Source organism: Pseudomonas sp. AD21, assembly GCF_002878485.1.
GTDB lineage: Bacteria > Pseudomonadota > Gammaproteobacteria > Pseudomonadales > Pseudomonadaceae > Aquipseudomonas.
In genome coordinates, this window is sequence record NZ_NQYG01000071.1 from 1 (window position 1) to 25,794 (window position 25,794).

General features: G+C 58.4%; 19 protein-coding genes and 1 pseudogene. 10 read left to right on the forward strand and 10 right to left on the reverse strand.

All coding sequences use genetic code 11. From position 1 onward, the window contains the following. Positions 1 to 86 precede the first annotated feature (86 nt). The gene (locus PseAD21_RS25845; protein WP_102358605.1) at positions 87 to 1,007 is read right to left on the reverse strand and encodes a LysR family transcriptional regulator; all 921 of its coding nucleotides are present in this window, start codon (positions 1,005 to 1,007) and stop codon (positions 87 to 89) included. Positions 1,008 to 1,103: 96 nt separating this feature from the next. Here PseAD21_RS25845 and PseAD21_RS25850 point away from each other — a divergent pair, with 96 nt between their 5' ends. From PseAD21_RS25850 to PseAD21_RS25870, 5 genes are all read left to right on the forward strand, one after another. Continuing rightward, complete coding sequence (locus tag PseAD21_RS25850) at positions 1,104 to 1,946, forward strand: AraC family transcriptional regulator (protein ID WP_102358606.1); 843 nt, start codon at positions 1,104 to 1,106, stop codon at positions 1,944 to 1,946. Between the two features lie 110 nt (positions 1,947 to 2,056). Continuing rightward, positions 2,057 to 3,883 carry a DUF1302 domain-containing protein gene (locus PseAD21_RS25855; RefSeq protein ID WP_102358607.1) on the forward strand — a complete coding sequence of 609 codons (1,827 nt, stop codon included), beginning with the start codon at positions 2,057 to 2,059 and terminating at the stop codon, positions 3,881 to 3,883. Between the two features lie 11 nt (positions 3,884 to 3,894). Then, on the forward strand, positions 3,895 to 5,232 hold the full coding sequence (locus PseAD21_RS25860; RefSeq protein WP_102358608.1) for a DUF1329 domain-containing protein: 1,338 nt from the start codon (positions 3,895 to 3,897) through the stop codon (positions 5,230 to 5,232). Between the two features lie 133 nt (positions 5,233 to 5,365). Continuing rightward, positions 5,366 to 6,715, forward strand: coding sequence for a DUF1254 domain-containing protein (locus PseAD21_RS25865; protein ID WP_102358609.1), 1,350 nt, complete (start codon positions 5,366 to 5,368; stop codon positions 6,713 to 6,715). Then, positions 6,712 to 8,103, forward strand: a complete 1,392-nt coding sequence (locus PseAD21_RS25870; RefSeq protein ID WP_102358610.1) for a DUF1254 domain-containing protein — start codon at positions 6,712 to 6,714, stop codon at positions 8,101 to 8,103. Before PseAD21_RS25865 ends, PseAD21_RS25870 begins: the two co-directional genes overlap by 4 nt. Positions 8,104 to 8,227: 124 nt before the next feature. Here the strand turns inward: PseAD21_RS25870 and PseAD21_RS25875 are convergent, their stop codons facing one another. Then, positions 8,228 to 10,201, reverse strand: coding sequence for an alkyl/aryl-sulfatase (locus PseAD21_RS25875; RefSeq protein ID WP_102358611.1), 1,974 nt, complete (start codon positions 10,199 to 10,201; stop codon positions 8,228 to 8,230). A 139-nt stretch (positions 10,202 to 10,340) separates the two neighbouring features. On the opposite strand from PseAD21_RS25875, the gene PseAD21_RS25880 reads away from it, so the two are divergent. From PseAD21_RS25880 to PseAD21_RS25895, 4 genes are all read left to right on the forward strand, one after another. Beyond that, positions 10,341 to 10,994: an ABC transporter ATP-binding protein gene (locus tag PseAD21_RS25880; RefSeq protein WP_102358612.1), complete on the forward strand. Its 654-nt coding sequence runs from the start codon at positions 10,341 to 10,343 to the stop codon at positions 10,992 to 10,994. Then, positions 10,991 to 13,462 carry an ABC transporter permease gene (locus PseAD21_RS25885; RefSeq protein WP_102358613.1) on the forward strand — a complete coding sequence of 824 codons (2,472 nt, stop codon included), beginning with the start codon at positions 10,991 to 10,993 and terminating at the stop codon, positions 13,460 to 13,462. Before PseAD21_RS25880 ends, PseAD21_RS25885 begins: the two co-directional genes overlap by 4 nt. Then, positions 13,452 to 14,519 carry a lipocalin-like domain-containing protein gene (locus tag PseAD21_RS25890; RefSeq protein WP_102358614.1) on the forward strand — a complete coding sequence of 356 codons (1,068 nt, stop codon included), beginning with the start codon at positions 13,452 to 13,454 and terminating at the stop codon, positions 14,517 to 14,519. Before PseAD21_RS25885 ends, PseAD21_RS25890 begins: the two co-directional genes overlap by 11 nt. A 232-nt stretch (positions 14,520 to 14,751) precedes the next feature. Next, positions 14,752 to 15,336, forward strand: a complete 585-nt coding sequence (locus tag PseAD21_RS25895; RefSeq protein WP_102358615.1) for a hypothetical protein — start codon at positions 14,752 to 14,754, stop codon at positions 15,334 to 15,336. A gap of 329 nt (positions 15,337 to 15,665) precedes the next feature. Here the strand turns inward: PseAD21_RS25895 and PseAD21_RS25900 are convergent, their stop codons facing one another. Further along, complete coding sequence (locus PseAD21_RS25900) at positions 15,666 to 16,472, reverse strand: glycosyltransferase family 2 protein (protein ID WP_102358616.1); 807 nt, start codon at positions 16,470 to 16,472, stop codon at positions 15,666 to 15,668. A gap of 217 nt (positions 16,473 to 16,689) precedes the next feature. On the opposite strand from PseAD21_RS25900, the gene PseAD21_RS25905 reads away from it, so the two are divergent. Continuing rightward, positions 16,690 to 17,502, forward strand: a complete 813-nt coding sequence (locus PseAD21_RS25905) for a VanW family protein (protein ID WP_102358617.1) — start codon at positions 16,690 to 16,692, stop codon at positions 17,500 to 17,502. Positions 17,503 to 17,540: 38 nt separating this feature from the next. Here PseAD21_RS25905 and PseAD21_RS25910 read toward each other — a convergent pair whose 3' ends face one another. The 7 genes and pseudogenes from PseAD21_RS25910 to PseAD21_RS25940 form a co-directional block, all read right to left on the reverse strand. Continuing rightward, on the reverse strand, positions 17,541 to 18,038 hold the full coding sequence (locus PseAD21_RS25910) for a hypothetical protein (protein ID WP_102358618.1): 498 nt from the start codon (positions 18,036 to 18,038) through the stop codon (positions 17,541 to 17,543). 59 nt (positions 18,039 to 18,097) lie between these two features. After that, positions 18,098 to 18,568 (reverse strand): hypothetical protein, encoded by a 471-nt coding sequence (locus tag PseAD21_RS25915; protein ID WP_102358619.1) that lies wholly within the window; start codon positions 18,566 to 18,568, stop codon positions 18,098 to 18,100. A 308-nt stretch (positions 18,569 to 18,876) separates the two neighbouring features. Beyond that, positions 18,877 to 19,305: an SMI1/KNR4 family protein gene (locus tag PseAD21_RS25920; protein WP_102358620.1), complete on the reverse strand. Its 429-nt coding sequence runs from the start codon at positions 19,303 to 19,305 to the stop codon at positions 18,877 to 18,879. Between the two features lie 104 nt (positions 19,306 to 19,409). Then, the gene (locus tag PseAD21_RS25925) at positions 19,410 to 19,880 is read right to left on the reverse strand and encodes a hypothetical protein (protein ID WP_102358621.1); all 471 of its coding nucleotides are present in this window, start codon (positions 19,878 to 19,880) and stop codon (positions 19,410 to 19,412) included. Further along, positions 19,877 to 24,907 carry an RHS repeat-associated core domain-containing protein gene (locus PseAD21_RS25930; RefSeq protein ID WP_102358622.1) on the reverse strand — a complete coding sequence of 1,677 codons (5,031 nt, stop codon included), beginning with the start codon at positions 24,905 to 24,907 and terminating at the stop codon, positions 19,877 to 19,879. The genes PseAD21_RS25925 and PseAD21_RS25930 overlap by 4 nt, the downstream gene beginning before the upstream one ends. After that, positions 24,904 to 25,644: a DUF4123 domain-containing protein gene (locus PseAD21_RS25935; RefSeq protein ID WP_102358623.1), complete on the reverse strand. Its 741-nt coding sequence runs from the start codon at positions 25,642 to 25,644 to the stop codon at positions 24,904 to 24,906. Before PseAD21_RS25935 ends, PseAD21_RS25930 begins: the two co-directional genes overlap by 4 nt. Next, positions 25,634 to 25,794: pseudogene (locus PseAD21_RS25940) on the reverse strand (Rhs element Vgr protein); the annotation flags it as partial. The gene PseAD21_RS25935 and the pseudogene PseAD21_RS25940, both read right to left, overlap by 11 nt.

Consider the following 25,794-nt stretch of genomic DNA (forward strand, 5'->3'; position numbering starts at 1 on the left):
CAGAATCGAGCCTTGTCCCTCCTCCTCCCTTCAAGTCCTACCATACAAGCGAGCCTGCTCGCGAAAGCGGTGTGTCAGGCACCGGGTTACTGGTTGGCGGCCAGCAGGCGCTGATCGACGTTCAGGATGGCTTCGACCATCGCCCGCGCTGCCGGGGTCATGGAGTAGCCGACGCGGGTGACAATCCCGTAGCTCAGGTGCAAGGCCGGGTCGTCGCGGGGGACGTCGATGAATTCGAGCAGGTGAATCAAGCCCTGATCAACCTGTTCGCGCAGTGCCTCAAGCGTTGCCAGGCCTACGGCGTCAGAGCGCAGCACCACGCGCTGGATCGCGTCGAACTGGGCGCACTCGACGCTCGGATTGAAGTCCGGCTCGCCCAGCACATCGGCAAGAATCTTGCGGATCATCGGCGGAATCCGCGTACCGACCACCGGGTAATCGAGCAGCGCCCGCAGCTTCAGATTCTTCTGTCCGGCGAGCGGGTGACCGGCGCGGCAGAAAAAACGCCCGGGCCGGGTACGCAACAGTTGCACCTGATACTGCGGGTCGCCGATGAAGTAGCGGGCGTCTGCCACCAGAAATTCGATCTGCTGTTCGCGCAGCCACAGTGACAGTTGCTGCCAGTCGCCCTGATGAAAACGTGTGCGAATCGCCGGATGCGCCTGAATGAACTCGGCCAGGGCCTCGGGTACCAGCACTTGCGCCGGGTAGGGGCCACAACCGAATTGCAGTTCGCCACCGGTCAGACCGTTGTATTGCGTCAGTTCGTTGTGCAATGCCTGACTGCCAGCGAGCAGGCGCCGGGCGTGTTGCAGCACCAGTTCACCCTGGCCGGTGAGGCGAAACTCGCGGCTGCTGCGCTCGACCAGCGCGCAATCCAGGTCCCGCTCCAGGGTCTGGATGCTGCGACTGAAGGCCGGTTGACTGAGGTTGATTGCCTCGGCCGCGCGCCCGAAGTTACGGTAGTCGGCGAGGGCCACGAGGTGGCGAAGCTGGCGCAAATCCATCATGCGTCTCCTGCATTCTGCGGATACTTTTAATGCATTGGATCGATAGCACGTCGGCTGGCATAAGTACACGCCTGTCTTCTGGTAATCGCCGCCATGTCCACGCCAATGTTCGCCTCCAGCGCTTTCACCCGCACCATTCTCAGCCATGCCGAGCAAGCCGGTCTGTGCCCGGAAAAGTTGTTGAAACGCGCCGGAATCAGTCTGGCGGCGCTGGAAGATCAGGGGCGGCAGATCCCAGCGCACCGGGTTGAGCAGTTGTGGCGTGAGTGCGAGCAAGCGGGGGCTGCCGCGACGTTCGGTTGTGAACTGGTCAACGCCATGGCGACCACTTGCCTGCAAGGTCTGAACATCCTGCTCGATTCGGCGCCGACCCTTCGCGCCAGCCTTGAGTGCTTCGTCACGTTTGCGCCGCGGGTGACCAATTTTGTCGTGGCCGAGCTTGAGGAAGTGGGCGATGTCGTGCATTTGCACTTGCGTCCGGCGCAGGGCCAGGCGCATCACTTCGGCCTCGACGCGGCGACGATTACTCTGGTGCGCAACATTGCCCGGCGTTTGGGCAAGAGCCCGGACGCGGTGTTCCCCGTCGTCAGCCTGTGCCCGCCACAAGCCGCCGGGGAATGGCTGCGCAATGCCGGCATTGGCGTCGAGGCCGGCGCGCATCCGCGCCTGACGTTACATCGCTCAAGCCTCGACGAAAGCCTGTTGGGCGCCAATCCTTTCCTGCATCAAAGCATGCTGCGGCACTGGCAGACTGAAGCGCCAGCACCCAATCGCAGCGACAGTCTGGAGCTGGCGCGGCACTGGCTCACCGCCGGTGATCAGCCGATTGAACGCATCGCCGAACGCCTCGGTTATCGCCAGCCGAGCAACTTCATTCGCGCCTTCCGCAAACAGTTCGGCATCACTCCGAAGCAGTTCCGGCTCAATCCTGTGTAAGCAGCGATGCAAGTGCGCTGATGATTGTTTTTTGTCGGCCATCGCTTGCGTGCAGGTGCTGACGGTAGGGCACCGTGTCAGTGCTGAGCAAACCTGACCGGAGCCCAATAATGATAAAAAAAAGCTCGGTTACGCCCCAAGTCCGTCCGCGACTTTTCCGGCGTGGCCACCCCCGTACAAAACCGCTGACCCTGGCGGTTCTCGCCGCACTGTCCAGTCCCGGCCATGCCACCAGTTTCGACCTCAACGATGAGTGGAGCCTGTCGACCAAAACCACCCTGACCCTGGGCAGCAGCTGGTCGACGCAAAACCCCGACAAAAGCCTGATGACCCGCGCCAACGCCCTGCAAGCGCAAGGCGTGCACGCCAACGGCAGCAGCGTCAGCGCCGACGACAACCGGCTGAACTTCGAGAAGGGCGACCCGATCTCGCAGAACTTCAAGGGCCTCACCGATTTCAGCCTCGACGGCCAGGGGCAGGGTGCCTTTCTGCGCTTCAAATACTGGTACGACGCGGCCTATGAAGATGGCAATGGCCGCTTCAAGAAGTTCGACGATTCGGGTTGGGATGACCTGTCGAAATTCAAAGGCTTCAAGGCGCTCGATGCTTATGTCTGGAAGGATTTCCAGATTGATGATCACCCGCTCAACATCAAGGTCGGCAATCAGGTGTTGTCGTGGGGCGAATCGTTGCTGATCCAGAACGGTATCAACGTGATCAACCCGCTCGACATCTCCGCGTTCAACCGTCCGGGGGTGGAGATCAAGGAAGGCCAGTTGCCTGTGGAGATGGTGTCGTTCAGTTTCGGCATTTCCGACACGCTCAATCTGGAAGGCTTCTACCAATACAACTGGCGCGAGAGCGCGCTGGACGGTTGCGGCACGTTTTTCGCCAGCAGTGATGCGATCCAGAAGGGTTGCGGGCCGCTCTATCTGAGCCAGATCCAGACCGACAAACAGATGCAGGCCGCCGGGTTGTACGCCTATTCACGGGGCAACGAATCGCCGTCGGACAACGGCCAGTTCGGCTTTGCGCTGCGCAACATGATCCCGGCGCTGAACGACGCCGAAGCGGCGATCTACTACATCAACTATCACTCGCGTCTGCCGTATTTCACCCTCGATGCACGCAACTCGGCGCTGCCCGGGACCTTTCCCGGTGGCATTCAGGCACCCAGTTATGCCGCGGCGTTTCCCGAGAACATTCACCTCTATGGCATCAGCCTCAACGGTGTCGAGCCCGTCAGCGGCATCTCGCTGGCGGGTGAGTTGAGCTATCGGCCGAACATGCCGCTGGCGATCAACGCACCGGATATCAACGTCGCGGTGATTTCCGGGCCGGGCGGCAGCTCATGGGTGGATTTGCCACCGGGCTTCAACACCAACGCCGGCAGCCGCTACGACGGTTGGGTGCGCAAAGGCGTGTGGCAGATGACCGGGTCGGCGACCCAGGCGATCGACAACGTGCTCGGCGCCACGCGGTTGAGCCTGTTCGGCGAGGCCGGTGTCGTGCACATCGATGATCTGGGTGATGAGCGTCTGGGCCGTAACGCCGCGTTCGGCCGCAGTGCACCGCGCAACGGCACGGCGTGCAACAGCGTGGCGTCCGGCGTGACCAATCAGTACTGCACCGACAAGGGTTTTGCCACTGACTGGTCGTGGGGTTATCGCCTGCGCGCCAGCCTCGAATACAGCGACGTGTTGCCAGGGATCAATCTGATTCCGGCGGTCAACTGGCGGCATGACGTCTCGGGGTATTCCTACGATCCGCAAGGGCCGTTCCAGGAAGGTCAGCAAGCGCTGGGCCTGAGTCTGACCGGCGTCTACATGAACGATTACAGCGTGGAACTGGCCTACAACGCGTTCTTCGGTTCCAACGATTACAGCACCCTCGACGACCGCGACTTCGCATCCGTCAGCTTCAAGGCAGACTTCTAAGGAGAATTCTCATGCGTATGCAATTGTGTGTACTCGCGCTGGCGTGCAGCGTGGGTCTGGCGCAAGCCAAAGGCAACGATCCGGCGCCGCTGGGCAAGACCCTGACGCCGATGGGCTCGGAAATGGCCGCCAATGCCGATGGCAGTATTCCGGCCTGGAGCGGTGGGCTGGCGAGCAACGCCGGCACCGTCGACAGCAAGGGCAGTTACAGCGATCCGTATGCGGCGGAAAAACCGCTGTTCACCATCACCGCGCAGAACCTCGCGCAGTACCAGAAGTTTCTCAGCCCCGGGCAGATCGCCTTGTTCAAGCGCTACCCGGACAGCTACAAGATGAACATCTATCCGACCCACCGCAGCGCCAATCTGCCCAAGGATGTACTGGAACAGAGCCGCGCCAACGTCGCCAAAACCAGCATGGCCGATGGCGGTAACGGTTTGCATGATTACGCCCGGGGCATTCCGTTTCCATTGCCCACCGAAGGCCTGGAAGTGATGTGGAACCACATGACCCGTTATCGCGGCGGCAGTTACGAACGCATCAGCAGCTCGGCGCTGGTGCGTGAGAACGGCGCGACCAGTTACATCCGCAACCAGTCGTTGATCAACTTTGCCGACACGGTGTCCGGGCTTGAGCCGAACGCCAATACGTTGTTCCTGTTCAAGAGCCGGGTGCTGGAGCCGGCGCGTCTGTCCGGCGAAGCGGTACTGGTGCAGGAGCCGATCGATCAGGTCGCCGAGCCGCGTTCGGCCTGGCAATACCTGCCTGGTCAGCGCCGTGTACGGCGGGCGCCGATGCTCGCCTATGACAACAGCGCGCGTTACAGCAACGGCCTGATCACCGCCGACAACATCGACGGCTACAACGGTGCGCCGGATCGTTTCGACTGGAAGTTGATCGGCAAGCAGGAGCTGTTCATTCCCTACAACAGTTACAAGATCGGTAGCCACGCGCTCAAGTACGACGAGGTGATCAAGCCCAACCACATCAATCAGGACCTGGCGCGCTACGAGAAGCACCGGGTGTGGGTGGTGGAAGCCACGCTCAAGCCCAACGCCCGGCACATCTACGCCAAGCGGCGCTTTTATGTGGACGAGGACAGCTGGCAGATCGCTCAGTCGGACCAGTACGACAGCCGGGGCGAGTTGTGGCGCAGCGGTGAACTGCACGCGATTGCGCAGTACGACCATGGCTTCACCTACAACGTGCTGGAGACCTCGTATGACCTGATCGCCGGGCGTTATTACGCCGGGGGGCTGGCCAACGAAGAGACCCAGCCGATGCGGGTCGGATTTTCAGCCAAGACCGACGATTACACCCCGTCGGATCTGCGGCGCTGGGCCAAGTAACAACCGTTTCCCTTGTAGGGGTGAGCCTGCTCGCGATGGAGGTGTTTCAGGCACCTTCATTGCTGAATGACATACCGCCATCGCGAGCAGGCTCACTCCTACAAGGGTTTGTATTTTTGTCTGGAGAATCTTTATGCGTCACTGGATTTGCGCTTTTGCTGTCGGTGCCAGCCTGGGTACTGTCCATGCTGCCGACCTTGATCCGAGTCAGGCCAAGGCCCTGGCGCAAGAGGCTTACGTATTCGCCTACGCCACCGTCGAGCACGACAAAGTGCTGACCGCGATCAACGCGAAACTGCCGTTCAACCGGCTCTACGGCGAACCGCGCTTGCTCGGCCCGCAGGACAACAAAGTGGTGTCGCCGAACAACGACACCTTCTATTCGCGCGCCTTGCTCGACCTGCGCGCCGAACCGATGGTGCTGCAGGTGCCGGCGGTCGAGGCGCGCTACTACAGCTTCCAGCTGGTCGACCTGCGCACCGACAACCTCGACTACATCGGCACCCGCGCCACCGGCAATCAGGCCGGGCGCTATCTGATCGCCGGGCCGGACTGGAAAGGTGACGTGCCCAGCGGTTTCAACGGCGTGATCCGCTCACCGAGCCGCGTGGTGTTTTTGCTCGGGCGCACCGAAGTCAAAGGTGAGAGCGATCAGCCAGAAGCTGCAAAAGTCCTGATGGGTTACGCCTTGCAACCTTTGTCGCGGGTGCTGAACAGCAGCGCGCCAGCCACGCTGCCGCCGCTGCAGTTGCCGGCGTATCACGACACCAAACAGGGGCCCGCGCAGACGCTGTTCGAGACTTTCAACGCCTTGGCGCCGTTGCATGAATGGACGGCAAGCGAGCAGGCCAAACTGGCTCGTTTCGCCGCCATCGGTGTGGTCCCCAGGGCGCCGTTTGCCCCGCCGGACAACCTGCGTGACGCGGTGGCGGCCGGTGCCGAGGCCGGGCGTGAGCAGGTGCGTGTGGCGTCCAGTCAGCTGGCTCGCGAGCAGCAGGGCTGGTTGCCGTCGCCCACCAATGTCGGCAAGTTTGGCGAGGATGACCTGACCCGGGCCGCCGTGGCCTGGCGTTACATCTACGCCAACGATGCGATCGAAGCCATCTACCCGATGGCCCTGCACGATGTCGCAGGTCAGGTGCTCGATGGCCGTCAGGCTTATCGCCTGCATTTCCCGGCCGGGCAACTGCCGCCGGTGAATGCATTCTGGTCGTTGACCCTGTACGACGGCAGAACCCAGTTGCTGGCGAGCAATCCGATCCAGCGCTACGCATTGGGTGATCGCAGCCCGCAGCTGCAATACGACGCTGACGGCGGGCTGACACTGCTCCTGCAAACGGACGCTCCGGCACCCGCGCAACAGGGCAATTGGCTGCCAACGCCGCAAGGCCCGTTCAATCTGTTGTTGCGCTTATACCTGCCGAAGCCGAGCGCACTGGATGGCAGTTATCGCCTGCCGACCCTCGCGAGGGTGAAGCAATGAACCTGGTCTTCAGTCGTCGCCGCCTGCTCGCCGGCATGGGCGCAGTGGGCGCCAGTCTGATGATGCCGCGATGGGTACTGGCTGACGATATCAGTGAGTTTCAGGCGATTGCGCAACAGGCGTGGATCTACGCCTACCCGATGCTCATGCATTACCAGACTCTGGAGAAACAGCTGCTCAATCCGAATGCGCCGGAATACGTCGGCGGCTTCAATCGGTTTCGCCACTACAGCCAACTCTACACCCCGGCCAATCGTGAAATCGTCACGCCGAACAACGACACGCCGTACTCCTGGGCCTGGCTGGATCTGCGCAGCGAACCGCAAGTGCTGAGCGTGCCGGCAGTGGACCAGGACCGCTACTACGTGCATCAACTGGTCGATCAGTACACCCATAATTTCGGCTACGTCGGTGTGCTCGGCACCGGTCGTGAAGCGGGCGATTACCTGATCGCCGGGCCGAACTGGCAAGGGCCGACGCCGAGCGGAATCAAAGCCGTGCTGCGCAGTGAAACCGAGATCGTCATGGTCCTCGGCCGCACCGGTCTGAAGAACGCCGATGACATGCCCGCCGTGCGAGCCTTGCAACAGCAATACCGTTTGCGCGGGTTGCACCAATACACCGCTGGCCCGGCACCGACGGCGGCCGCGCCGATCGCCTGGCCAGCGTGGGACAGCAAAAGCGGATTGGGGCCGGCGTTTATCGGCGTGCTCAATCAGATTCTGGCGCTGTGTCCGACGCAGCCGTCGGAGCAGGCACTGCGTGAGCGTTTTGCAACAATCGGCATCGTGCCGGGGCAACCGTTCGATTTCGCCGCGCTGCCTGCCAACCAACAGCAGGGGCTGATCGCCGGTATTCAGCAAGCGCAGGCACAACTGCAAACGGCGGTGACACAGACACGCAGCACGCTGGGCCTGTTCGGCAACCGCGAGGCAATGCACGGTAACTATGTGAACCGTGCGGTGGGGGCGCTGATGGGGATTTACGGCAACAGCGTTGAAGAGGCGTTCTACACCGGCAGCCGTCTCGACAATCAGGGCCAGCCCCTGCTGGGTGGACGGCGTTATCGTCTGCGCTTTGCGCCGGGGCAGTTGCCGCCGGCCAGTGAGTTCTGGTCGCTGACGTTGTATGACTTGCCGGATCGGCAACTGGTGGCGAACGCGATTGACCGTTATTGCCTGAGCAGTCGTGATGCGTTGCAGGCGGATAGCGATGGCGGGCTGACGCTGATGATGCAGAGCGGGGCGCCTGAACAGGACGCGTCGAGCAACTGGCTGCCGACGCCCCAGAGCGGGGCGTTTACGCTGATCTTGCGGTTGTATGGGCCGACGCAGGACGTTGTTGAACAGCGCTGGCGGATGCCGGTGGTTGAAGTGGTTTCTGTGTAGTCTGGACTGACGCCTTCGTCGGAACGCCGCCCGGAGCAAGCCCGCTCCCACAGGGTTCAGCGTAATCTTGTGGGAGCGGGCTTGCTCGCGAAGGGCGCGACGCGGTTTTCCCGCGTCATCCCGATCAAGGCGTAACGATATTGAACTGCGGCCCGAACGTATCCAGGCTGCCCATCAACTCGGCAAATTTCTTGCCGTTACCCTGCAACTTGATCAGACCCTTCTGCATCGCCGTCGGGAAATCCAGTTGCTTGAGGCTGATCTTCTCCAGCGTGTCCTTGCTCAGGCTGATGCCCGCATCTGCCGCCGGATTGAGACCGGCGCGGTGCGTCAGGACACCATTGCGCAGCGTCAGATTGAAGTCCTTTTGCTGATCTTCGAACGTCCAGTTCAGCGTCAGGTCGTGGCCGACGGCCTTGTCGCTGTCCAGGCGCACTGCCAGGTAATCGAAGAACATCTGCGGGCTCATCGCCCGCACCATGTCCACCGAGACTGAAGTGCCGGCGTTCGGCGGTACGCCGTTGCGCAGTTCCATGGCCCCGGTCAGGTACATGTTGCGCCAGGTGGCGTTTTCGCTTTGGTAACCCAATTGCTCCAGGGTCTCGGCCTGCGCCTTGTGCGCGTCGGCGTTGTCCGGTTCGGCGAACAGCAACTGATTGCCCAGTTGCGCGGCCCAGCGATAGTCGCCGGCGGTCATCGCCGCGTGCATTTTGTCCAGTACCGCAGCGCTGCCGCCCATGGCCTCGACGGTACGTTTGGCGGTGTCCACCGGTGGCAGCGGATTGAGGTTGGCCGGGTTGCCGTCATAGAAACCCATGTAGCGCTGATACACCGCGCGGGTGTTGAAACTCAGGGAGCCGTAGTAGCCGCGGGTGTACCACTTGCGGTCGAGGTCGCCGGGCAGTTTCTTGATCGCGTCGGCGATTTCCAGCGGGGTCAGCCCCTGATTGAGCAAGTGCAGCGTGCGGTCATTGAGGAAGGCATACATGTCGCGCTGATCGGCGAGGAACGTACGGATCCGCTCACCGCCCCAGGTCGGCCAGTTGTGCTGGGCGAACAACACGTCAGCCTTGTCGCCATAGCGCGCCAGACTGTCGTCCAGATATTGCGACCAGGCCTTGGCATCGCGCACCTGTGCGCCCCGTGGCGTGAGGATGTTGTGCATCATCTGCGTGGCGTTTTCGGCCATGCACAAGGCTTTCAGTTCGGGCAGATACAGGTTCATTTCCGCCGGCGCTTCGGTGCCGGGCGTCAGTTGAAACTCGACCTGCACCCCGGCGATGGTGCGGGTTTCCAGTTCCTTGGCGATCAGGTCGGTCGGCGGGATCAGGGTGATGGTGCCGCCACTGGGCGTGCTCTTGCCCAGACCGGCGTCGACCTGACCCTTTTCGCCGCGTGGCAGCAGGCTGCCGAACTGGTACTGCGCGCGGCGACTCATGGCGTTGCCGGCGTAGACGTTCTCGCTCATCACGTGTTCCATGAACCCGGCCGGGGCGAACACCTTGACCTTGCCGGCCTTGACGTCGGCCTCGTCGATCACTCCACGCACGCCGCCGAAATGGTCAACGTGGGTGTGGCTGTAAATCACCGCCACCACCGGCTTGTGCGGGCGATTGGCGTAGTACAGGTCCAGCGCCGCCCTGGCGGTTTCGGCCATGGTCAGCGGGTCAATGATGATCAGCCCGTCATCACCTTCGATGATGGTCATGTTCGCCAGATCCAGACCACGTACCTGATAGAGCTTCGGGCTGACTTCGAACAGCCCGGCATGGGCACTGAGTTGGGCCAGGCGCCAGAGGCTCGGGTTGACCGATTCCGGCGCCTGGTCGCTGGCGAGGAAATCGTAGGCCTGCACGTCCCAGATCACCTTGCCGGCGGCGTCCTTGATCTGGCCCTTGAACGGCGCGATCAGACCTTTGCTGACCGACTCGTAGTCGGTGCGGTCGCTGAAGGGCAGTTGTTGCAGGACAGCAGCATTACCGGCGATGGTCTGGGCGCTGGGGGCGACGGGCGCGTCGGCGGCCAGCGCCGATTGGCTCAGGCATGCGGTGATCAGGCAGGCCAGCAGGCCGCGGGGACTCAAAATGAAACGGGGCATGGTGTCTCCGGTTTTTTATCGTTATGGGTGGATACGTCTCGGAGGGTAGGGCGCGGGTCTGGCGCGGCGATGATCGTCAACGGACAAAAACCATTCAGGGCCGCTATCCTTGGGCCAGGTTCATCGATCAGGTTCGCTCATGCTTGAGGTTCGCGACATCTTCAAAAGCTACATCACCCCCCAAGGCCCGTTACCGGTGCTGCAGGGCGTCGACCTGACACTCGAGCCGGGCAGCAGCCTGGCGCTGATGGGCGAATCCGGCAGTGGCAAAAGCACTTTGCTGCACCTGATCGCCGGCCTCGACAAGGTTGATCGCGGCAGCATCCGCAGCGGCGAGCATCGGCTGGAGCAGATGAACGAAGCACAACTGGCCGACTGGCGCCGCACCGAAATCGGCCTGGTGTTCCAGCAGTTCAACCTGATCGGCAGCCTGCGGGTCGAGGACAATCTGGCGTTTCAGGCGCGCCTGGCCGGGCGCCATGAGCCGCGCTGGCAGGCGCATCTGGTGCAGCGTCTGGGGTTGGGCGAGTTGCTCAAGCGTTATCCCGAACAGTTGTCGGGCGGCCAGCAGCAGCGGGTCGCACTGGCCCGAGCCTTGGCGTCGCGGCCGAAATTGTTGCTGGCCGACGAGCCGACCGGCAGCCTCGACGAAGCCACCAGCGATGAAGTGCTGCGCCTGTTGCTGGAACTGCTCGACGACACCCCGACCACCCTGCTGATGGTCACGCACAGCCCGCGCGTGGCGGCGCGGCTGGCGCAGCGGGTGGTGTTGTCCAACGGCCGGCTGACGTGAACGTTTTCTGGCAAACCCTGCGCGCGCTGCTCAGCCATTGGCGACGGCATCCGGTGCAGTTCTTCAGTGTGCTGACCGGGCTGTGGCTGGCCACCAGTCTGCTGACCGGGGTCGAGGCGCTGAACAGTCAGGCCCGCGACAGTTACGCCCGGGCCAGCCAGATGATCGGTGGTGAACCCCAGGCCAGCCTGGGCACACCCAACGGCGCGACGTTTACCCAGCAATGGTTCATCGATCTGCGCCGCGCAGGCTGGCCGGTCTCGCCGCTGCTGCAGGGGCGAGTGGTCCTCAAGGATCACGACAACCAACGACTGCAACTGATGGGCATCGAACCGGTATCGCTACCGGCCGATTCCGCCGTGGCCGGGCAGGCGATGCCGATCGAGCGCATTGTCGAGTTCTTCTCGCCGCCGGGCAGCACGTGGATTTCACCGGGGACGTTGCAGGCCTTGAACCTCAGCGAAGGCGCCACGCCGCAGACCGTCAACGGCCAGACCCTGCCGCCGCTGCACGCGCAAAAGGATATGGCGCCGGGTGTGTTGCTGGTGGACATCGGCGTCGCGCAAACCCTGCTCGAACAACCCGGGCAACTGTCGCGGCTGTTACTGCCAAAGGATTTTCATGACGAGTTGCCGGCGGCGTTCAAAGGGCAGTTGCAGCTCAAAAGCAGCGCCGAGGAAAACAATCTGGCGCGCCTGACCGAGAGCTTTCATCTGAATCTCGATGCCTTGGGCTTTCTCTCGTTCGTGGTCGGGTTGTTCATCGTTCACGCGGCCATTGGCCTGGCGCTGGAGCAGCGTCGCGGATTGCTGCGCACCCTGCGCGCCTGCGGGGTGAGTGCGCGGATGTTGATCGCCAGTCTGATCGTCGAGTTGGGCGTGCTGGCCCTGGTCGGCGGGGTGTTCGGGGTTATCAGCGGTTACTGGCTGGCGAGTGTGTTGCTGCCGGACGTCGCCGCCAGCCTGCGTGGTTTGTACGGCGCGGAAGTGGCGGGGCAGTTGCGCCTGAGTGGGTGGTGGTGGTTCAGTGGCGTCGGCTTGAGCCTGTTCGGCGCGCTGCTGGCCGGCGCCAACAGTCTGTTGCGCGCGGCACGCTTGCCGTTGTTGGCGGTGGCGGAACCGCAAGCCTGGCATCAGCAACACGCACGCTGGTTGCGGCGCCAGGGTTGGCTGGCGGCGCTATTGGGCGCGATGGCGCTGCTGGCGTTGGTGTGGGGCGACAGCCTCGGCAGCGGTTTTGCGTTGATGGCCGGGCTGCTGCTCGGTGCCGCGCTGGTGTTGCCCGTGCTGCTCAGTGCGGTGCTCAATCAACTGCTCGGGCGCAGTCGTTCGGTGCTCGGTCAGTGGTTTCTCGCCGACTGTCGCCAGCAACTGCCGGCGCTGAGCCTGGCGCTGATGGCGTTGCTGCTGGCGCTGGCGGCCAACATCGGCGCCGGCAGCATGACCGCCGGTTTTCGCCAGACCTTCAACGACTGGCTCGAACAACGCCTGAGCGCCGAGCTCTACATCAACCCGGTGAATCCGGCGCAATCGCGCGAACTGTACAGCTGGCTCAAACAGCAGTCGAAGGTCAGCGCCGTGCTGCCCAACTGGCAGGTGGCGGTGACCGTGCAGGGCTGGCCGGCGGATGTGTTCGGGGTGATCGATCATGCGCATTATCGAGAGCACTGGCCGCTGCTTGACGGAATTGCCGGGGATCCGTGGGCGCATCTGGCGAACGACGATGCAGTCATGCTCAGCGAACAACTGGCGCGGCGCCTCAAAGTGCGCGCGGGTGATCATCTGGCGTTGCCGACTCCGGGCGGATCGTGGTCACCGCGCATCGTCGGGATCTACGCCGACTACGGTAATCCCAAGGGGCACGTGCTGGTCAACAGCAACCATCTGTTGCGCCTGTGGCCGTCACTGACGCCGAACCGTTTCAACCTGCGCATCGCGCCGCCAGACATCCCGCCGTTTTTGACTGCGCTGCAAACGCGCTTTCAGATCGATGACAGCCGCATCGTCGATCAGGCGCGGCTCAAGGGTTGGTCGGTGCAAGTGTTCGAGCGCACCTTTGCGGCCACCGCGGCGTTGAACAGCCTGACGCTGGCGGTCGCCGGTGTGGCGCTGTTCATCAGTCTGCTGACCCAGAGTCAGAGCCGCCTCGGGCAACTGGCGCCGCTGTGGGCCTTGGGCGTGACGCGCCGCCAGTTGATGCTGCTCAACCTCGGCCAGACCTGGCTGCTGGCGGTGCTGACGCTGGTGTTGGCGCTGCCGCTGGGGATCGCGCTGGCGTGGTGTCTGGATGCAGTGATCAACGTGCAGGCGTTCGGCTGGCGTTTGCCGTTGCGGGTGTTTCCGCTGCAACTGCTGCAACTGATGGGGTTGGCGCTGTTGGCGACGTTGCTTGCATCAGCCTGGCCGCTGTATTCGTTGTACCGCACGCAACCGGCGGATCTGCTGAGGACCTTTGCCCATGAGGATTGACCGGGTTGCGTTGTGCCTGGCATTGCTGCTGGTTGGCTGTGATCAATCGGCGCCTGAACAAAAAGGCTTTGCCGGGCTCGGCGATCAGGCTGCTCAATTCACTCCCGTAGTGCCGGGGCGCGTGTTCAGCTTCCCGGCGGATCATGGTGCCCATGATGGGTTTCGTATCGAGTGGTGGTACGTCACCGCCAATCTCAAGGACCCGCAGGGCAACGATTTCGGTGTGCAGTGGACGTTGTTTCGCAGCGCCTTGAAACCAACGCCGCGGCAACCGGGCTGGGGCAACCAGACGATCTGGCTTGGCCATGCGGCGGTGACCTCGGCCACCGCGCACCATGCCGCCGAGCGTTACGCCCGGGGCGGCGTAGGGCAGGCCGGAGTGAACGTGGCACCGTTCGAGGCGTGGATCGATGATTGGCGTTTCGCCAGTCAGGCACCGGATCCATTGACGGATCTGCAACTCAGTGCCCGCGACAAAGCCTTCAGCTATCAACTGCACCTCACCTCCAGTCGTCCGCTGGTGTTGCAGGGCGACAATGGTTTCAGCCGCAAATCCGAACAGGGCCAGGCTTCGTACTACTACAGCCAGCCGTTTTTTCAGGCCAGCGGCACCCTGCAAATCGATGGGCAGACCTACACCGTCAGCGGCCCGGCGTGGCTGGACCGGGAATGGAGCAGCCAGCCGCTGGCGGCCAATCAGACCGGTTGGGACTGGTTTTCCCTGCACCTGGACAGCGGGGCATCGCTGATGCTGTTTCGCACCCGGCAAACCGATGGCGCGCCATATCTGACCGGCACCTGGATCAGCGCCGGCGGCCAGACCCAAACCCTGCACGGCGAGCAGATCAAACTCACTCCCCACGACACCGCGAAAGTCGCCGGCCGTTCGATGCCGGTGCGCTGGTCGATCAGCATTCCCGACAAACAGCTCGACATCAGTCTGTCGGCGTTGAACCCCAACGCCTGGATGAACCTGCGCATTCCCTATTGGGAAGGCCCGGTGCGAATCAGCGGCAGCCATGGCGGACGCGGCTATCTGGAAATGACCGGGTATTGACGTTCATACACAAAACCCTGTGGGAGTGAGCTTGCCCGCGAACCGGCCCCTTTGCGCGACCCCGTCGAGGACTTCCCCATGAGCGACGACCAGACCTGCTGGCAGCAATCCCCCGACGCAGCATCAGAAACCAAAGCCAAGCCCTGAACAGCGTCTATGCTCAGTGGCACATCCGGCGCCCAACACGCGTTGGCGCCGGTTGTTGCCATTCATTACAGGGAAAGTACCGCCTATGAAGCTTCAAGCACTGGCCAAGGCCATCACCCTCGCAACCGTATTGTCCGCCACCAGTTTCGGCGTATTGGCTGCCGATATTCCGTTGTCCGCCACCCTCGAGGCCGATAAGGTCACCACCAAAGTGCTGGCCGTCGATGCGGCCAAACATCAGGTCGTGCTCGAAGGCCCTGAAGGTCGCCAGGTCCACGTTCAACTGAGCGACAAGGCGAAAAACCTCGACAACCTCCAGGTCGGCGATCTGGTAACACTCGAAGTCCAGCGTTCTGTCGCCGCTTACCTCGATACCGATGTGGATAAAGGTCTGCCTGGCACCGTCGAGCGCAACGGCGAGTTACGCAAGGCGCCGGGCAGCGAAAACCCGGGCGGCGAGGCCTATCGCCAGATTCAGGTGCAGCTGAAAATTACCAAAATTGATTTGAAGAAAAACCAGGTGACTCTGCAAGACCCCCAAGGCCAGTCGAAAACCCTCGACGTGAAGAAGCCTGAAATCCAAGCCAAATTGAAAGATCTGAAAGAAGGGCAGAGCGTTATCGTCACTTACACCGATATATTAAAAGTGACCAGTCAGCATGAAAGCTGAGTATTAACTCTACAGGATGGTTGTTCTTGTACAACGTATTGTATGAGAACAATCATCTGAAATGAGTTGTGCAGCGCTTTGAAAGTTTCGTGAAAGGATTTCGTCGATAAATATCTATTAACTTATTCGTACATAATATTTACCTTTAAGAATGACGACATATCCGCCAACTTCTATTAAAATCCTTCCCGTTCGCCCAGTGTCAGGGCTCTTTACCGGTGCATGGATTGCCAGGCCATTACACTGGGCGAACACCTCTTCGGAGTGGATGTATACAATTTCAGATGAAAAAAGGGCGACTTTGAAGTCGCCCTTTTTTGTGCTCGCGATTATGCCGATGTCTGCCCTTCAAAGCGTTTGAGGGTGGCTTCGTACATTCTGGTCCGGCGGTGATTTTTGCCGTAGGTGCCGGCGGCTGCGACGGTTCCTGCCTGGATGTGATCCAGATAGCGGAAGATCTTGCGCGGCGCCAGCAGCTTGATGCCGTAGCCCAACGCTGTCATTCGATCCTGCAGGGTATAACCGGGCACCCGGTCATCCATGCAAAAGTGCAGTCCCCGGGACTTCACCAACTTGGCGTTCCACAACGTGCAGAAACTCTTGAGATGAGTTTCCCGATAAGGTTTCGGCTCTTTGCTACGCAAGCCCAACGAGGTTTTGGCCCGGCGAACATAATGTTTGCAAAAGCGCGAAGTTAATCGCCAGGTGTCTCTCACAACCCCACGATTAATTTGCTCGACACACCCGACGGCGGCGATGTTCGCAGTCTTTGTGCACTCACGCAGCATCATCGCGAAGACTTCCTTGTCATAGACAAAGGTGTCGGTGTGCAGCAGAAACAGATAGTCGGTTTCAACTTTCTCCAACGCCATGTCCAGCGCCTTGCCATGAGCAATATGCCCGGCTTCTTTGCCGGGGGAGGGGCGTTCGATCAGATTGATCCAGTCCAGCGAGCGCAAGTAATCCAGGCTGGCATCCGCCGAATCATTGTCCACCACCCAAACCGGAATGCGCTGCGCCTGAACGTGCTGACGCAACAGCTCCAGGCACATCCGGGTGATGTCCGGGGTTTTGTAATTTACCAATACAAGACTGAAATTCGGCTGCGTAACGGCTGGTAAATCAAACTGGCTCATTCGGGAAACTCATCCACGGTTGATCGACGGCAAGTGTCTGTCGGGCCGGGATGCTAGCGACGCAACCTTAGTTGAAGCTTAATTTGCCGTTCAGGCAGTGGCTCGAAGTGTGTCCAGCCAAGACATCTCACGCACGACGTAAGCCGGCCCACACGCTAAACTGCGCGCCCCTTTTCACGCTTCAAGGACGAAACGGCGCCCGCCGTAGACATCACGGATGAAACCACTCTCTCTCTACCACCCGGCCCTGTACTGGCTGCGCGTGTGGCAAAAAAGACTGTTCCGCCAGATCGCCTGGCACTGCTCCAGCCAACGCTACGCACGCCTGGTTGCCAGCGCTGACCGCCTGCCATTTCGCTACCTGAAACACACCTCGAAACTCATCCGCAAACTCGGCGACTCCGACCTCGCCCTGCAACACAACAAAGTCATCAACCTCAAACTCGCCGTCGCCGCCATCGACGGCCTCATCATCGCCCCCGGCGAACACTTCTCCTTCTGCCGCCTGGTAGGCCGCCCAACCCGCAAACGCGGCTACGTCGAAGGCATGGAACTGTCCTTCGGCGAAGCACGCAGCGGTATCGGCGGCGGAATCTGCCAACTGAGCAACCTGATCCACTGGATGGCGATTCATTCACCGCTGGTCGTCGTTGAACGCTCCAACCACAGCTTCGATCCGTTTCCGGATGAAGGGCGGGTGCTGCCGTTCGGGTCCGGGGCGGCGATTTTCTACAACTACGTTGATCTGGTGCTGCATAACCCGACGGATCGCAGTTTTCAATTGAAGTTGAACGTGGGGGAGACGCAGCTGGAGGGGGAATTGTTGTGCGATCAGGTGCGGGAGTATCGGTATCACGTGTTTCAGGAAGGGCACCGGTTTGTGCGGGAAGGAGGGCGGGTGTATCGGGAGAATGAGATCTGGCGGGAGGTACGGGAGAAGGGGCAAGTGGGGGAACTGGTGGAGAGGGTCAGGTTGTATCGGAATCGGGTGGTGGTTAAGTATGAGGTGATGAACGAGTTGATCGGGTAGGGCGCACAAACAGCTTCGCTGACGGTGGCGCCCACTGCTCAGTTTCTGAAATAGAGCTCATCCAGTTGGCGTTTGCGTATCGAGAGATACTCTTCCCAGATCTTGGGGAAGTCTTCATCTTTGGTCAGCGGGAAGGTCAGATAAATGTACCTTCCCGCGACACTGATGTATTGCCTCGCACGTTTGAAGGCCGGCTGCTCGTAAGCTGCGACGCTTTCGTCGTAGGTGTCATGGTAGTGACGGATGCTCACTCGGTGTGGGGCGATCATGCCCCGCGAAAAATCGATCACCCAGCAGCTATCAACGGCTGTGCTCAAATAACCGTAAACACCATCGGTAGATAGACGCAGGCATGAATTTGCCTGGGTGCCGTCGTCATCGTTGACCAGAATGATCTGATCCGCGAAGTAATGAATATTCCTGCCGTCCGGCCCTTGCAAAGACAAGCTCCAACCTTCGGCTCCCATACGGAATTCACCGTTGTTATCAAAGGTTGCTGTCCATCCATTGGCTAGAGTGGTCTGATGTTTATTCATGAGGACTGGTCAAGTATCGAACGTACGGTGGTGTGAGGTAGTCGCATCAAATATCTTGCTCAAAGGTGTTCGAGGTCAATTAGACAGCCTTTGAGTTTTAATCGCTTGATCTCATCATTAAATTTGTATTTTGACAAGAGTTCGTTTTTTATGTCGTAATGCTGTCTAAGGAGACGGAATAATTTCCCTATGTTGTTTTTGCTTTTTTCGTCAAGGCTCTCAATTAAGTCGTAATTGTTTTTCGACAGAAAAGCGATTTTGTTTTTAAGTGTGTAGTAAGCGCTTATGTTTGAAAGCAAGCCTTCAGCATCTGAATAATCTTCTTTTAAGTATTCTGCATATTTTTCAAATAAAGTTGTCAGCAGGTTTTGTGCTGCTTTTTGATGCTTTAAAACTCCGCACATTTCCTGCCAGTTGCTAATGAAGAGATGATCTCCCCAATCGGAGCCACGGGCAAAATATTTCCCATTGCCTTTAAAGAAGCCAGATATTTCATGAAGTTCTAAAGCCGTTTCAAAGGTGGTTTTCATTGAATTTTATTTCCAGTCATCAAGATTTTCAATGACGCTCCGGAGAGGAGGGAGTGGATTTATTTTCAGTTTGTAGAAAATAAATCTGTCTTCTTTTTGTGTCTTGGTGAGACCTGAGCGCGCCTTGCGAGCCGAGGTACATCAACAGGCGCAGGTGTTGGGGTAGATTTGTGGGGATCCCTCATAATCTGTCCCCTTTTGTCTAACCATCACGCTTTGTAATCATGATCAGTAGAGAAATCCTCCATTGAGGATCAACCACCTCCGATAGGTGACACGATCCTAGGTTGACTATTTTGCGCGTTGTTTTACTCAGTCCACAAATTAACAAAATCATCAAAATTGTTAGCAATCAAGTCGGTTTTACTTGAGTTTGGATCAAATATTTTAACAGCAACCGACGGTGTGTTGAAGTTTAGGCAAATCAGATAACCACTCGCATCCCTTGCTATAGGGATCATTTGTTTGAGAAGCCCTAGAGGTTTTCCCGCACCTGAGTACCATGAGATGGTATACGGCGCCACATCAGGCGAGAAAGAAAAGAATTCGCTTATGCAAGTCAATTCGTTTCCATATGGGAGTGAAAGTATCTCTGGAGAGGCTTCGTCGGAATATGTGACCAAGTCAAGATATGACTTTGGAAAACTTACGCTAAGTAGTTTTTCCACTTGAGAAATCGTATTGGTATCCACTGAGGATCCCTGTTCAATCCCAAAAGAACTCCAGTCAAATTTCATATCAGGATTCCACAGCGAAAGGGGATAGATTTATTCTTAGCGTGTAGAAAATAAATCTATCCCCTTTCTTGGTCACCTTTTTACAGTGGGTTCCGTCGAAAGAATTAGATGCTCTCTATATCGGTTGGGCCGCCGTCTTCAATGAGTTTTTTCATGCGGCGATTATAGAGTTCAAGGTCTTGAACATCATTGTTGGCTTCGATTGTTTTTCTCAGAAAGGTCATGATATTTGAGATTTTCTGTTTCTCACTATCAGCAGCATCGCGTACAAGATCAAAACCGTCTTTTGACAAGAAAGGGTGTTTATTTCTTAGGTAATAATAGCAGCCAATGTTTTCAAGCAGGTCGCTGGCGTCATTTTTTGTAAACTCAACCGAGTTTAAGTATACGCTAAATGCATTCCTCAATATTTCGATCGAGCTTTCTAGCGATTTTAAATAGCCGCATAGTCCTTGCCAATTTATGATATGCAACTGGGTTCCCCAGTCGGGGTCTCTTGTGAAATATTGGCCATTACCTCTGAAGTAGTCAGGGAATTCATTCTTTTTCAAAGCTATTTCAAAGTTGGTTGTCATTGAAGTTGTTCCCAGTCGTCAAATTGGCTTAGAAGCTTATTCATGTCGGCGCCGTGGTCGATTTTTTCAGAGCCAATAAGAGCTGCCTCTTTTGTGCCGCTCTTCGTCTCACCTCCAGGAACCCATTCTTTAGGATAAGCGCCTGCTTCATTTCCATTTGGTATTTCGTATTTGAATCGTGGATCGTCAGGTTTTATTTTTACTAAATAAATTTTAGCTGATGATAGATCGTTCGAGCCGAGATTTAGTTCTCGGTTTAGAACTTCCCAGTCTCCACCACTCGCTTTGAATTTCGCTACCACACTATCCATTTCAGAAGGTAAGCCTACAAATTTTCTAGGAGGAAATGTCGGATAGGAAGACCGCTCAATCCACTGATCAATAACAACAAATGAACCACCCTGCTGCCTAAAAGCTTCTTCGTGAAGGTTTACATATTGCTCTGGTAAATACTCGCGTGCACTCCCAGGGCGATTGCCTCGTTCTAAATTGATAACTTCATCATAATCAGATTGAGTCATCGGAATTCGATCAGGTTTTGTTGCATTTGCGGTATTGCTTGGGGCTTTACAATCTGCTCCAGGGCAGTTGTCTAACCCAAGCGGATCCACCCACCCCGTAGGGTTAGGCACATACTGATAGTTGTTCAATCCACCCGCAAGCTTGATCGGATCCGGTGTCAAAAACCGCCCGGTGCTGGGATTGTAGTAGCGGTGTCGGTTGTAATGTAATCCCGTCTCGGCATCGAAATACTGACCCTGGAAGCGCAGAGGGTTATCAATTTCGGCGACATCCAAGGTTGCCAGATTGCCATAGGCACGGTATTTCGCTGACCACATGATTTCGCCGCTGTAGTCGGTGAGCTCTTGAGGTGTACCGAGGTGGTCGAGTTGGTAATAGAACGGCGTTGCCTTCAGGGGACCTTCGCCGTCGAGCATTGCCAATGGGCGGAAGCTGCCAGGCTCGTAGATGTAGGTGCGATAGCGATTCTCGGCACTTTCGGCGATCAGGCGTTCAGCTTGCCAGAGAAACTCTGTGGTCTGACCATCGACGGTCTTCTCAATGCGACGACCAAAGGCGTCGTACTTGTAGCTTGCGGTGCTACCACCGGGCAGCGAGACGCCAATCAAGCGATGCTGGCAGTCGTAGCGGTATTCGGTGACCAGTTGCTGTCCGGTACCACGGCGTTCGCGACTAAGGTTGCCGTAGGCGTCGTAGTCGTAATGTCGGTCGCCTTGCATAAGCAGGCGATTGCCTTTGACGTTGGCGAGGTTCGCAGTTGGCAGATCGCTTTGGCCGAGCAAGTTGCCGGCCGGGTCATGAGCGAAGGTTTCGGGAGTGGCGCCGCGAACGCTGACCAGACGATCCAGTGGGTCGTAGTGGTAGCTGCGGTTTCCTTTGCGGGTGTCGTCGATGCCGGCCAGGTTGCCGTTTGCATCGTAGGCGTAGCGGCGCTGGAACAGATTGCGATCCTGCTGACCTACGGTGTGCGCTTGAAGCCTTCCCTGTTCGTCGTATTGGTATTGGCTAAGCAGCACGCCTTGTTGGCGCTGCTGTTCACGGCCAGCGTCGAACTGATGCGTAGTCAGGCGCGACCCGTTGAGGTCAATGCTGCTCAGCCGACCGCCGGACAAGTGGCGGTAATCGAGTGTGCTGCCATCCGGCAGGCGGCAGTGATTGAGTTGGCCGACGCTGTCGTACTCGTAACGCGTGGTGCCCCAACCTTGGTGTTCAGTGATCAGGCGATCTTGTACGTCGTACTCATAGGCGAGGGGCCAGTGGCCGTCGTCAACGTTTACCAAGCGACCCAAAGCATCGTAGCTGTAATGGATTTCTTCGCCATCAGCGAGGGTTTTGACCAGCAAGCGGCCAGAGGCGTCGCGCTGGTACTCGGTCACCAGCTCACTGCCGTCGTCACCGTATTCGGTTTTCTTCAGCAGTTTGCCGTTGAGGTCGTACTCATAGGCGGTACGACGCCCGTCAAAACCGGTTTCCTGCTGGATCAGCCCATTTGAGTAGTAATCGAGTTGATAGTGTTCGCCGCGTTCGTTTTCGATGTCGGTGAGCAGCAGACGTGCGTTGTCGTAGCGATAGCGCAGTTGGCTGCCGTCCGGATTGATGCGGCGGCTGACCAGGTGCAGGTTGTCGGCGTATTCGTAGCGGGTGATACGGCCGAGCTCGTCGCGTTCGGCGGTGACCCGACCATACGGGTTATAGGTGAAAGCGCGAGTGGCGCCGCCGGGCAGCGTGATCTGTGCCAAGCGGTTAGCCGCATCCCACTGGTAGTGGGTGATCGCACCCGTTTCAGCCTGACGTGTGATCTGGCGACCGAGCGCATCGTAGCGGTACTTGCGCTGACCGCCGTCCGGCAGGCGCTCCTCCAGCAATTGTCCGAGATTGTTCCACCCCAGTTGGTGGCGGCTGCCGTCGGGATGGCGGATCTCCAGCAGGCGTCCTTGGCGATCGTAGCTGTAATGTGTCGAGTTGCCGTCCGGGTCGACTTGCTCAGTGATGTCACCCTGGTCGTTACGCCAGTAGATCCATTTGGCGGTACCGCGATTCACCACACGGACGAAGCCCTTGTAGTACTCGTAGGTGGTCGGCGCGTCTTCTGGCGGGATCACCGCGATCAAACGGCCGGCCTCGTTGTACTGATATTCAGTGACCGCCCCCATCGGGTCTTTTTCGGCGATCAGTCGGCCTTTGTCATCATAGGCTTTTAAGTGCTCGGCACCATCCGGATCAACTTTGGCGACGAGTCGCGCCTTGTCGTCGTGGGTATAGATCTCTTCGCTGCCATCGGCATTGGTAACGGTGACGCTGCCTTTGTCATCCCACGCATAGTGCGCATCCATCTGAGAGAAACTGGCCCAGTGATGGATGCAACGTGCGGACTTGCCTTCCTTTTCCCACTCCCAGTAAAAGCTCGCGCCCCCGGCGAGTTGCCGCTCAAGAATGACGTTTTGCTCGTTGTAGGCATAACGCTCGGACTCTCCCAGAGCGTTTGTGGCTTTGATCAACCGATGGTGAGCATCGTACTCATAGGTGGTCAGCGTCTGAACGGTGTTCCAGGCGTCTTCGAGATTGTCCGCTGGAATAAACTGCTGATAGTCGATGGCGACAATGTGCTTGCGGTCGTACCGCACAAGCAATGCACGACCAGCACCGTTATCCACGCGCTTGATTCGACCATGGATGTCACGGGTGATGTGCAGGCGATTGTCGTAGTTGTCGCTGATGGCGATCAACGTCGCGCCTTTGCTGTTGAAGCGGAAGTGATAGAACTGCGGCTTTTCGCCGGCTTGAGTCAGTACGAGTTCGGACGGGTCGTCGCCAATGAAAATCGCGGCTTCCGAAAGGCTATTGGTGATTGCCGGACGCTGTACGCTGGGCAGGGGAAATGTGGTGACCCGGTTTTCGTGATCGGTCCACACCACCTCGTTGCCATTGATGTCCACCCTTTGAGCGAGGGCGTGACTCCAGCCATAGCCTAGACCGCAGTCGATTTCAGCCGCGCTGGTTCGGTAGAGTCGAGTCCAACTGAATGGCAGCAGGCCACCGAGTTCACCGTCGGTAATGGTTAGCAGCTCTTCACCGGTGACCATCGAGACCGGGCAGCCGTTGGTGCAGGTCTTCTTCGCGCAAGTGGCGCTTTTGTCATCGGGTGTCCTGGACTGATCAGGAGCGTCGTCGACTTTTTCTTTAGGTTGCAGAGTGGACTGGTTCTTTTTCTTGTCCCTAGGGAATGAAGAGGCGTCTTTGACTTCCTGTTTCGGAGTATCTGCAGTTTTAGGCAGTTGCTTTTTGGGTGGCAGCCCCTCTACATGGCTTTTGGGTTCAGCCTTCCGCGAGCCAGCTTTCGGCGCTTCGGTGGTCGCTTCTTCGATTTTCAGCGCTGCGGTTTTGGCCGGCTTCATCGGCACATTCTTAGCGCTGGTGATGATTGGCTTCGACACTTCCGCATGGGCGGGCAGGGCGTGTTTGTTGCTGAGTGTCATCAAGGTAGACGCAAGGTCTTCAAGGTACTTGACCGCTTCTCCCGATTTGACGGTGGAGAGGACTTTGGTGCCGGCTCTTATAGCCAGTCCAGCGCCACCTGTCAGGCAGATACCCACCAGGACGTTGATCAGGAATTCCGAGGCAATCGCCGTTACTACGTCAACTACGACTTGGGGAGGCAGCATGCCTACCCAGGCCACAATGGCTGAGATGTAGATAAACATCAGGGGTTCATCGCTGAGTATCAGCAATCCTGAAGCAATCGACTCCTTGGAGGCTGCATAGAGTTTGTCGATCTCGACGTCCGACAGGTACTTTTTCAGCTTTTCGTAATTTTTCCTCGGATTGGCGAGTAGCTCGAACAGGCTTTTGATGTCATCCCACAGCTGCAACAGAGCCTTTTCAAAACCCTCCAAGGCTCGTTTGAGCAAAATCACCGAGCGCCCGGCACGATCGGCTGCGGAGTAACTGGCCCATTGCGGCTGAAACTTGCTCGACCATTCGCTCTGCAACCAGCCATCAAGCTTGCCGATAACGCCTTGATAGGAGTCATAGAGCGCCTTGACGTTGCTCTGGGATACGTTGGGGAAAAAAGTGATGCGGTAAGTCTGACCCCTCTTGGCCCCCTCGATCACTTTGATGCCGCTGGGTCCAATCATAGTTTCGATGACCGGACCGGTAACGTCGTCGTAAAAGGTACCTTTGGTGACCGGTTCCAGTTTGACTGGCGTGTTGCCAATCGGCACGAAGCGCGCCGACTCAAACATATGAATCAGCGTGAAGTCACCTACCAATGGGCAAGTGGCATAGGTCTTTACCGCACCTGTTTCGGTTTTCCGTTCGGTGATGCTGACTTCGTTGCCGACCCTGAAGGTCTGGTCGACGTCCAGCGCCCAACCAGTCCAGAAACCGTCTGCCCATTCCTTGTAATCACTCAGGCAGTTTTTGAAGTCTTTTAGAATCAGGTTCACGTCAGGCGCTTTGGCGTCCAGCACACGCAGGACCAGGGTACCAATCGGGGTATTCATGACGTGACTTCCTTTGTCAGCTCTGCGGCGAGACGCTCTGCCATATCTTCTGTGTTTGGGTTCTGTCGCACGAAGCGCTCAACCTTTCTGCGCAAGTTGGCTTCGGGAAATTCGAAGTACAGCTCTGGGCAATCTTCTGATAGCCATTGCATCAGGTTTTCAACGACGGTGGTGTGATCCTTTTTCGCAAGAGCATCCAAAAGCGTTTGGGGGATCTCCCACCAAGGCCACTCTTTTGCGGGAGGTACCGCTCTTCGGCCGACTTCGAGCGTCTGTCCGTTAATCAGGTAGCGTTGGAAAACCGGCAGCAATTCACCTGCTGTAGCACCTAACTCTTCGATGATCGGACGAAGATGTCGACCATCCCAGAACCTGAAAAATACCTCAGTAGCGTCCGGCATTTTTACCTGAGTCAGGCTGCGCAAATGCTCCAGCACCGTTTCCGGCGCGCTGGTGGATACCGCTAGCCAACCCCAATCCAATGCATCGGTTTCAGTAATCCATTGCAGAAAACTGGCATTGGGGCTGATCTCGGCGAGATACGGCATTACGGGAAGCCAATCGGCGTAAGGCGTTCCACTCCAAATAGGCTGCAGTTGTGGTGCGGCATCTTGCTGATAGAACGGCTTGAGCGGCTCGGCATCACTCGCCGCACTGATCACCAGATACAAACGCTCGCCAGTCTGCAGCGGCTGTTGTGCCAGCCAGTCCTTGGGTGTCAGTCGATCAGATGGCACAGGCACCTGCCTTGCATTTTTCGCATTCTTCGCAGAACGGAGCGTTGCGTTTGAGGGTGTTGATCTGGGCCGGGGTCAGGACCTGGCCGGCCTTGTCGGCGTCGGCCGGTTTGAGGATTCCGGGCATCAGCGGGGCGGCGCCGGTGCCGC